Source organism: Micromonospora sp. DT4 (genome assembly GCF_049841675.1).
Lineage (GTDB): Bacteria > Actinomycetota > Actinomycetes > Mycobacteriales > Micromonosporaceae > Micromonospora.
Genome location: NZ_JBNCKT010000523.1, coordinates 1 through 227, shown reverse-complemented (window position 1 = coordinate 227; position 227 = coordinate 1). Strand labels below are relative to the sequence as shown.

1 pseudogene is annotated in these 227 nt (G+C 62.1%); it reads left to right on the top strand.

Annotation, left to right across the window (positions count from 1 at the left end):
- Nucleotides 1-227, top strand: a pseudogene (locus ACLQ24_RS30755) (hypothetical protein); the annotation flags it as partial.

The following is a 227-nucleotide window of genomic DNA, read 5'->3' as shown; positions in this document are numbered from 1 at the left end:
CAGGTGTCCACGAGTCTCTATACGGATCTGGCTCTCGACGCGCTGAAAATGGCGATCTGGCGCCGCGAATATCAAGGTGCTGACCTGCGCAAACTGGTCCATCACTCAGACAGGGGAGTCCAGTATCGAGCGATTCGCTACAGCCAGCGGCTCGCCGAAGCCGGCGCCGTCGCCTCGGTCGGGTCCAAGGGCGACTCCTACGACAACGCGATGGCCGAGGCGTTCAA